Origin of the sequence: Kitasatospora sp. NPDC057542, assembly GCF_042801945.1 — a bacterium.
Lineage (GTDB): Bacteria > Actinomycetota > Actinomycetes > Streptomycetales > Streptomycetaceae > Kitasatospora.
Genome location: NZ_JBHVFE010000419.1, coordinates 1 through 8,019, shown reverse-complemented (window position 1 = coordinate 8,019; position 8,019 = coordinate 1). Strand labels below are relative to the sequence as shown.

Genomic DNA, 8,019 nt, shown 5'->3' with positions numbered 1-8,019 from the left:
GGGGCCGAATACGTCTGCCGTGACGGCTCCGGCTCCTACGGCGAGGCGATCCGCCGGGCCCTGCCCGAAGCCGTGCAGGTCAGCGACAGGTGGCAGTGCGCCATGAGGCGCCTTGTCGTATCCCCGATTCAGTCGGGAAGAATTTGGAGGGAGGTTCTTGGGTCCAATGGCTTACCTGATCCGGAAACGGTGAGGGGACCGCAGCATGCCAGGAAAGTGACGACCGGGCCCAGGCATTGGGGACGGGGCGTCGCGGGACCCGCGTGATATGGCGAAAGCTGGATTGCCTGAATTCCAATCCCCAGAAGATTGAAGGTCGAATCCGCCGGAAAGATGCCTGAAACCGGCGCCGTGCCCTGCGACGGCTTGATGCCATGGCCGACGCAACCTCCAGAGCGCGGAGCGATGCCCAGCGAGGGCATTCAAGGGGATGAGTGGAACGCCTACGTCACGCTGTTACGTACGACAAGGACGAACATGGGATCGCCTAAGGGAGGAGATCTTCCTATGGCGACGGAGGCCCCGTAGTAGTCGCCGGAGTCACGACCGGCCGAGGAGGACGGGAAAGCCGTCCGCACGGGCGAAGGGGGCCAGGTGATCGGACACCCAAGAATCGGGAGGTATGCGTAATGCAGAGCGCCGAAACGGTGCTGGGTGTCCTCCGTGAACGCGGCAGGCGCGGCCTGCCGTGCGATGAACTGTATCGACAGATGTTCAACCCGCAGTTGTATCTGTTGGCCTATGGGCGTCTCTATTCCAACAAGGGAGCGATGACGCCCGGGGTCACCGGGGAGACCGTGGACGGCATGTCGCTGGGCAAGATCGAGCACGTCATCGACGCGCTGCGCCACGAGCGCTACCGGTGGAGCCCGGCCAGGAGGGTCTACATCCCCAAAGGGCGGGGCAGCACGAAGCTGCGTCCGCTCGGCCTGCCGCCCTGGAGCGACAAGCTCGTCGGCGAAGTGGTCCGTCTGCTTCTTGAGGCGTACTACGAGCCGACGTTCTCCGACTCCTCCCACGGTTTCCGTCCCCGCCGGGGCTGCCACACCGCGTTAAGTGATGTGGTCCATACCTGGACGGGTACGGCCTGGTTTATCGAGGGCGACATCGCCCAGTGCTTCGACCGGCTTGACCATTCGGTCATGCTCCGAATCCTGGGCGAGAGGATCCGCGACAATCGATTCCTACGGCTGGTGCGCAACATGCTCAAGGCCGGATACATGGAGGACTGGGTCTGGAACGCCACGCACAGCGGAAGTCCGCAAGGCGGGGTTGTTTCACCGATCCTGTCTAATATCTACCTGCACAAAATGGACGAGTACGTCGAGAAGGTTCTGATCCCGGAATACACCCGGGGAGGAGTCAGGCAGTCGAACCGCGCCTTTCATCGGGTGTGGGCGGCTACGGCACGCGCTCGCAAGCGTGGTGACCGCACCACAGTGCGGGAACTGCGCAAGCAACTCCGCAGCATGCCCAGCATGGATACTCATGATCCCGGCTACCGGCGGCTGCGGTATGTGCGTTATGCCGACGACACCTTGCTCGGGTTTGCCGGACCAAAGGCAGAGGCCGAGGAAATCAAGGAGCGTCTGGCACAATTCCTGCGTGATGAACTCAAGCTGGAATTGTCGCCGGAAAAGACGCTCATCACTCATGGCCGCACCCAGGCCGCGAGGTTCCTCGGCTACGACATCACCGTGCACCACAACGACCGCAAGATCACCGGCGGACGACGCTCCGTCAATGGGGTCATCAGATTGCGCGTCCCTCGTTCGGTGGTATCTGCCAAGCAAGCCCAGTACATGGAGCGCGGCAAACCCGCGCGTCGGCCCGAACTGCTGAACCAGGACGATCACGTCATCCTCAGCACCTACGGGTCGGAGTACCGCGGCATCGTCCAGTACTACCTGATGGCCGGCGACGTCTTCCGACTCGCCCGGCTGCAATGGGTCATGGAGACCTCGATGTTGATGACGCTGGCGAACAAGCACCGCTCGTCGGTGTCGAAGATGGCCCGCAAGTACGCGACCACCATCGAGACACCGCACGGGCCGCGCAAGTGCTTCGAGGCCCGCGTCGAACGCATCGACAGGAAGCCACTGGTCGGACGGTTCGGCGGGATCCCGCTGCGACGGGACAAGAAGACGGTCATCACCGACCGTCGGCTGGCCCCGGTCAACACCAAGCGCAAGGAACTGGTCACCAGACTCCTCGCCGGGCGATGCGAGGCGTGCGGGCGCGTCGACGAGGTGGAAGTCCACCACGTCGCCAAGCTCGCCGACCTCGGAAAGCCAGGACCAGACCGGCCCCCGTGGGCAGATCTCATGGCCACACGGCACCGCAAAACCCTTGTGGTCTGCGGAAATTGCCACGCAACCATCCACGGAAGGAAGTCCGTCCCAGCACTCACGGAGTAGTCACTGGAGAGCCGGGTGCGGTGACAAGTCGCAAGCCCGGTTCGGGCTGGGGGCCGTGGGAAAAGGGCCTGCTCAGCAGGCACCTCGCCGACGGCCCACCAGTACTCTCTGGAGCAACCTGTGTGGCAAGGTCCTGGCCGAGGTCCGCTCGCACGCCGCCTGCTGGGCCACCGCGGTGAACCCCGCCCGGCCCGGGGGTGTACGCGAGCGGACCACCCGCGAGCGCTGGCAGCGAGTCCACAATCTGCTTGGCCAGGGCGTCGGGCTGCTCGAATGCGCCCGCCGCCTCGACGTCGCCCTGAACACCGTCAAGCGGTACGCCCGCATGAAGGAGCCCACCGGCGACCGCCGCGCACCGCGCTACAAGCCCACGCTCGTCGACCCCTACCGCGACCACCTCCGCGCCCGCCGCACGGAAGACCCGGCCATCCCCGTGCTCCAACTCTTCCGGTAGATCAAGGAGTTGGGCTATACCGGGAGCCTCAATCTGCTCTACCGCTACATCACCCAGGGCCGCGTCGAGGGCGACAAGCCGGTCACTATCCCGCAGCGTTTCGCCCGCCTCCTGCTCACCCGCCCCGAGAATCTGCGCGACAAGGACACCGCACTACTGGGGGAGCTCACCGAAGCCTGCCCCGAGATGGCCGAACTCGCCAGCCTCGCCGGCGAGTTCGCTCAGCTGCTGACCCCAGCGGAGGGCAACGACGCCAAGCTCACCGACTGGATCACGACAGCCCGCGCCGCCGACCTGCCCCACCTGCACTCCTTCGCGAACGGCCTTGAACTCGACCGTGCCGCCGTCGACGCCGGACTCACCCTCCCGTTCCACAACGGCCGCACCGAGGGAGTCAACACGTGGACCAAACGGATCATGAGGCAGATGCACGGCCGAGCCGGGTTCCCCCTGCTCCGCCACCGCATCCTCCTCCGGTGATCACCACAGAGCGTTACCACCGATTACGGGACAGAGCCGTTGGCTGGACACACCCTCTGGTCGCTACGGCCGCCTAGCTAGGCCGGCACTCCCTCACCGAGGCCCTGGACAACCCCAACAACCGCGCCGCCTATGACCAGCTGTGCCAGCCGTTCCGGCCGAACCGGTGCCACATCGGGGCGTCGGCGCCGAAGCGGCGCAGCAGCGGGAGGGTGGTGGCCACGACCGGCAGGGCGCGGTGGTGGTCGCGGGCGGTGGCGGTGTCGTAGTACGCGGGGTACGGCGGCGCGTACCACGTGTCCTCGGAGGCGGCCTCGACCTCGTCCATGCGGTGCAGCAGTCGCTCGTGGTCCGGCTTGGCCTTCTCCTCCCTCTGCTCCGGGGTGAGCCGAGGCGGCCGGCGGCGCGCTCCTGGTTCCACAGCAGCGAGGGTGGCAGGCAGGTCCTGCTCAAACTGCTCGCGGGTGTCGGCAGGCTGTGGAGCATGAAGCCGAAGGCCCGTCCGGTGGATCGGTTCTGATCCACCGGACGGGCCTTGGCGTACTGTCGGTTACTGCTGGTCAGTAGTCCTCGAACTCCGGCCGGTCGTCCCGTTGGCCGTTGAGCTGCCCGGTCACCCAGGCGATGGACTCGGGACGTTCGCCGGTGGCGGAGCGGCAGAATTCTTCGATGACGGCTCTGACCTGCGTGAGCGGTATCGCGCTGGCGGGGTCATGGAACCGGGGGTAGTGCGGATCGGAGACGAGTTGCGAGTCGATTTCGGTTGGGGTGGGGTTGCCGGAGATCCATAGGTGGTCGTAGATTCCGCCCACCCGGGGAGGGAGATTGTTCGTCCACCATGCAATGACCCCGAAGCCGGTCGCCTCGTTGGCCGCGACGCTAAGGTAGGCGCATGGGTGCTTGGCCTGCGGTTCGATAAAAGGCCAGGCACCCTACGCGCGCTTGACAGGCCCGGCCCTCATGGGTGCAGCGATGACTTTTCGAGCCCGACAGGCGTTCAGCTGGCCGCCAGGGCTGCGCCCAGCGGCGTGTGCTCGTAGCGGACGGCCCGGCCGGTGCGAGTGCGGGTGACCAGGCCGGCATCGCGTAGCACCGCCAGATGGCTGCCGACGGTGCCTAGGCTCAGGCCGAGCTGGGCGGCCAGCTGCGTCGTTGTTGCAGGCACGTCCAGCGCGCGGAGCACGTCCGCGCGGCGGGGGCCGACCAGTCGGCTCAGGGCCTCGCTGCTCGGTGCACCCGCCACTGGGCCGAGCAGGTCCGCGATGCCCCGCGCGGGATAGACCAGGGCGTAGGGCCATGGCGGCTCGACGTAGCTGATCAGAGTGCCGAACACCGTCGGCATCAGCAGCAGGCCCTTGCCGGCCAGCCGGTGCCGGTCCCATTCGGTACGCGAGCCCGTGCGCACCTCGATGGTCCCGGTCTGCCCCTCGGAGCGCCAGGTCACCCGGGGGTCGAGATCGGACAGCGCTGCCGCCCAGCCGTACATCGCCAGGTGCCCGGCGCGGCGGACGAGGTCACGCTCCAGCACCGCGCGCAGCCGCGGCCAGTCCGGCTCGACCAGCGCCTGCCAGCTTGCCTCGAGCGCGTCGGCGAGCTGGGTGACCACGTCTGGCGCGTCGAGGATGCGCTGCACGTAGCGCGGCGGCGTGCGCAGTCCCGCCAGGTTGCGGGCCAGTTCCAGGCGTGCGCGGTGCAGGGGCGTGGCGCGCACGGCGGCCAGCTCGGTGGCGAAGTCGCCACCGGAGCCCGACGGCGGCGGATGGATGAAGTCGGCGTTGTAGGCGCCGTGGCGGAACAGCGCCGTCAGCGCCCCGACTGCGGGCACCTGCCGGCGCAGCTGTTTGTACCGGGGCGCGATGCGTTCGGCCCACGGCCGGAGCGGGCCGGCGGTCTGCACGCCGGCTGCGACGCGCAGCGCCTGCATCGCCTCGCCCAGCGGCGAGATCGCGTAGCGGGTACGCGCCACGTCGACGGGTCCCACCTCGATGGCCAGCATGTTTTGCCTCCACACGAAAGCATAGTCACCATGGCTGGGCTGCCGTGATGCTGTCGGCCATGACCACCACGCCCGTCGCGGCACGCCCGGCCACCTACCGCGAGGTATTCGCTGTGGGCCAGTTCCGCGTGCTGTTCGGCAGCTACACGCTCTTCCTGATCGGCGAGACGGTGCGGATGCTCGCACTGTCCGTGATCGTCTACTCGGCGACCGGGTCGGCGCTGATGTCGGCGCTGGCGTATGCGGCAGGCTTCCTGCCCTATGCCTTCGGCGGCACGCTGCTGCTGGCTTTCGCCGACCGCTGGCCCCCGCGCACCGTCATGATCGGCTACGAGGTGCTGCGCACCGCGGTCAGCATCGTGCTCGCCACCGGTCTACTGCCGGTACCGGCCATGCTGGCACTGGTGTTCGTCACCGGTTTGCCCAGCGCCGTCGCCTCCGCTTCGCGCACCGCCCTTTTGCCCGACCTGCTAGACGGCGACCGCTACGTGCTCGGCCGTGCCGTCTTCTCCATGACGGCCGGCGGCACGCAGGTGCTCGGCTTCGCCGCCGGAGGCATGCTGATCGCCGCTGTCGGCGCACCAGGCGCGCTCTGGATCACCGCCGCGACCTGCCTGGCCTCGGCGGGCCTGCTACAACTGCGCCTGTCCCACCACCCACGCCGCCGCACCGGCGGTGAGGCCGGCATCAGCGAGACCTGGCAGGTAAACCGGGCGCTGCTGCGCCGGCCTGCGGTCCGGGCGCTGCTGCTGGCGCAATGGCTGGCACCGGCGCTGATGGTCGGCGCCGAGGGCGTGCTGGTCCCGTACGCCGCGCAGGTCGGCGCACCTGACGCAGCCGGCCTGCTGTTCGCAGCGGTGGCCGCCGGGATGTTCGCCGGCAACCTGATCGTCGGCCGCCTGGTAAGCCCTGAGGGCCGGGAGCGGCTGGCCCGCCCCCTCGCGCTTGCGCTCGGATCGCCGCTGCTGGGGTTCGCGCTGCACCCCGCACCGGGATACGCCGCCATCCTGCTGACAGTGTCCGGTTTCGGCGTCGCCTACCAGCTCGCACTGGCCCGCAGGTTCCTCGACGCGGTGCCCGAGACGCAGCGCGGTCAAGCGTTCGGCCTGCTGCTGACCGGAACGATGACGCTGCAGGGCCTGGCCGCCGCAGCCGGAGGCGCGTTGGGCGAAGTCGCGGCTCCGGCGCTGGTCGTCACACTGGCCGGCGCGGCCTCGGCCATCGCCGCCCTGACGTCCTGGCGAACGCTGTCGCCCACACCCTGAAAGCCCTTCATCACATCGTCGTGGCCGACCGGCCGATCGTCGCCATCACCTGCGCCAACACCGCCGGCGGCCCGGTCGGCACGATCGCCGACTGGACCACCGACGACTCCCACCCCCTGCCCGGTGGCCGCCAGCAGATCGCCGATGCGGTCCTGGCCGGCGCCGGACCCCGGGGCCTGCCAGGCACCATCAACGAGGTCCAGGCCCTGACCCGCAAATCACTGGCAGCCGCACGGTGACCTCGACTTCACCGGCCGCATCCCGATCCTCGCGTGCACCCTCGACCAGCTGACAGCCCGCGGCCCGCACGCCCGATCTGGTAGCGCTTCGGCAGCCACCAGTGGCAGAACCTCACCGACGCCCTCGCCGACACCGAGTACCTCACCCGCACCCGGGCCCGCCTCGCCGCCGAGGAGCAGGCCGCCGAAGACGAGAAGGAACAGCGCCTGGAAGCCACCCGCTGCCCAGGCTGCAACCGCCGCGAGGACGAGTACGACTGGACGCCCGGCGCCAGCGACGGCACCAAGCCCTGCTACCACTGCCGCAAGGAAGCCGACGACACCCGCGAGCACAACGCCCTGCTCGCCGCCCGCCGGGCGAACGCCGCCATGCACCCCTGCCACACCTGCCAGGGCTCCACCGGAGGCAAACCGGACTCGATCGCCGAACTACGCAAGCCGGCCGACCCGTACCGCCTGGAATGCCCCGACTGCGACGACAACCGCCACACCAACGGCCGCCCGCCGATCCTCCTTCCCATGCCCACCAACCGCGACCGCCGCCGCGCCGCCGCCGGCAAACTCGACGACCCGTACTGGAACATCCGCCTGCACCACGCGAAGGAGTACCCCAACCGCTGACCCGGCCCCATGGAACGGCAGCGACCGAAGCGACCGACACCGAAAACAGGCCGACCAGGCGGTGCGCGCCACGAGCAATGGGGGTGCAGCGCGCACCGCCCGCCCGATCCTGCCAGGGCCCCGCTGCCCGCCCCTGCGCCGGGCGACCTCTTGCGCCCGGCTGACCGCGTGGGAAGAGGTGTCGCCGGGGGCCACGGGCTTGCCCGGCCGTCCCCGGCCTGCGTCGATCGGTGCGGCTTGCCCGGCCCCACTCCCAACGCCGGAGCAGCCGGATCGAGTCGACCTCGTCCGGGCTCCAGGGCGCCATCGTCTCCGCCCACCAGGCGACCCGGTTCGTCCTCGACGGCACCCGCCCGCACATCATCCGGCCGCGCAACCGGCGCGCGCTGCGGTTCGAGGTCGCCGCCCAGGTCGTCTACGCCCGCCTCGTCCACCACCCTGGCACGCGCCCGAACAACTTCCTCGGCCGGGCGCTGCGCGAAGGTCGCTGACCCTTGAGTGCTGCACTGACGTACGGCGCCGTCCCCGCCGGCCCAGGTACGAGGCC

Annotated in this window: 8 protein-coding genes and 1 pseudogene; 6 read left to right on the top strand and 3 right to left on the bottom strand. The window is 69.0% G+C overall.

Annotated features, from left to right (window positions below; all coding sequences use genetic code 11):
- Positions 1-629: 629 nt before the first annotated feature.
- Both ACFU7Y_RS35000 and ACFU7Y_RS34995 read left to right on the top strand, forming a co-directional pair.
- Complete coding sequence (locus ACFU7Y_RS35000; RefSeq protein WP_380770777.1) at positions 630-2,417, top strand: reverse transcriptase domain-containing protein; 1,788 nt, start codon at positions 630-632, stop codon at positions 2,415-2,417.
- A 106-nt stretch (positions 2,418-2,523) separates the two neighbouring features.
- Positions 2,524-3,351 (top strand): annotated as a pseudogene (locus tag ACFU7Y_RS34995) (transposase); the annotation flags it as partial.
- Between the two features lie 130 nt (positions 3,352-3,481).
- On the opposite strand, the gene ACFU7Y_RS34990 reads toward ACFU7Y_RS34995, so the two are convergent.
- From ACFU7Y_RS34990 to ACFU7Y_RS34980, 3 genes are all read right to left on the bottom strand, one after another.
- Positions 3,482-3,772 (bottom strand): hypothetical protein, encoded by a 291-nt coding sequence (locus ACFU7Y_RS34990; protein ID WP_380770776.1) that lies wholly within the window; start codon positions 3,770-3,772, stop codon positions 3,482-3,484.
- 139 nt (positions 3,773-3,911) lie between these two features.
- Positions 3,912-4,268 (bottom strand): Imm1 family immunity protein, encoded by a 357-nt coding sequence (locus ACFU7Y_RS34985; protein WP_380770778.1) that lies wholly within the window; start codon positions 4,266-4,268, stop codon positions 3,912-3,914.
- An 80-nt stretch (positions 4,269-4,348) separates the two neighbouring features.
- Positions 4,349-5,347 (bottom strand): DUF5937 family protein, encoded by a 999-nt coding sequence (locus ACFU7Y_RS34980; protein WP_380770775.1) that lies wholly within the window; start codon positions 5,345-5,347, stop codon positions 4,349-4,351.
- Positions 5,348-5,406: 59 nt separating this feature from the next.
- On the opposite strand from ACFU7Y_RS34980, the gene ACFU7Y_RS34975 reads away from it, so the two are divergent.
- From ACFU7Y_RS34975 to ACFU7Y_RS34960, 4 genes are all read left to right on the top strand, one after another.
- Positions 5,407-6,612 (top strand): MFS transporter, encoded by a 1,206-nt coding sequence (locus tag ACFU7Y_RS34975; protein WP_380770773.1) that lies wholly within the window; start codon positions 5,407-5,409, stop codon positions 6,610-6,612.
- A gap of 20 nt (positions 6,613-6,632) precedes the next feature.
- Entirely contained in the window at positions 6,633-6,851 is a 219-nt protein-coding gene (locus tag ACFU7Y_RS34970) for a hypothetical protein (protein WP_380770772.1), read from the top strand.
- Between the two features lie 369 nt (positions 6,852-7,220).
- Positions 7,221-7,472 carry a hypothetical protein gene (locus tag ACFU7Y_RS34965; protein WP_380770771.1) on the top strand — a complete coding sequence of 84 codons (252 nt, stop codon included), beginning with the start codon at positions 7,221-7,223 and terminating at the stop codon, positions 7,470-7,472.
- A 230-nt stretch (positions 7,473-7,702) separates the two neighbouring features.
- The gene (locus tag ACFU7Y_RS34960) at positions 7,703-7,963 is read left to right on the top strand and encodes a hypothetical protein (RefSeq protein WP_224281766.1); all 261 of its coding nucleotides are present in this window, start codon (positions 7,703-7,705) and stop codon (positions 7,961-7,963) included.
- Positions 7,964-8,019: the final 56 nt, after the last annotated feature.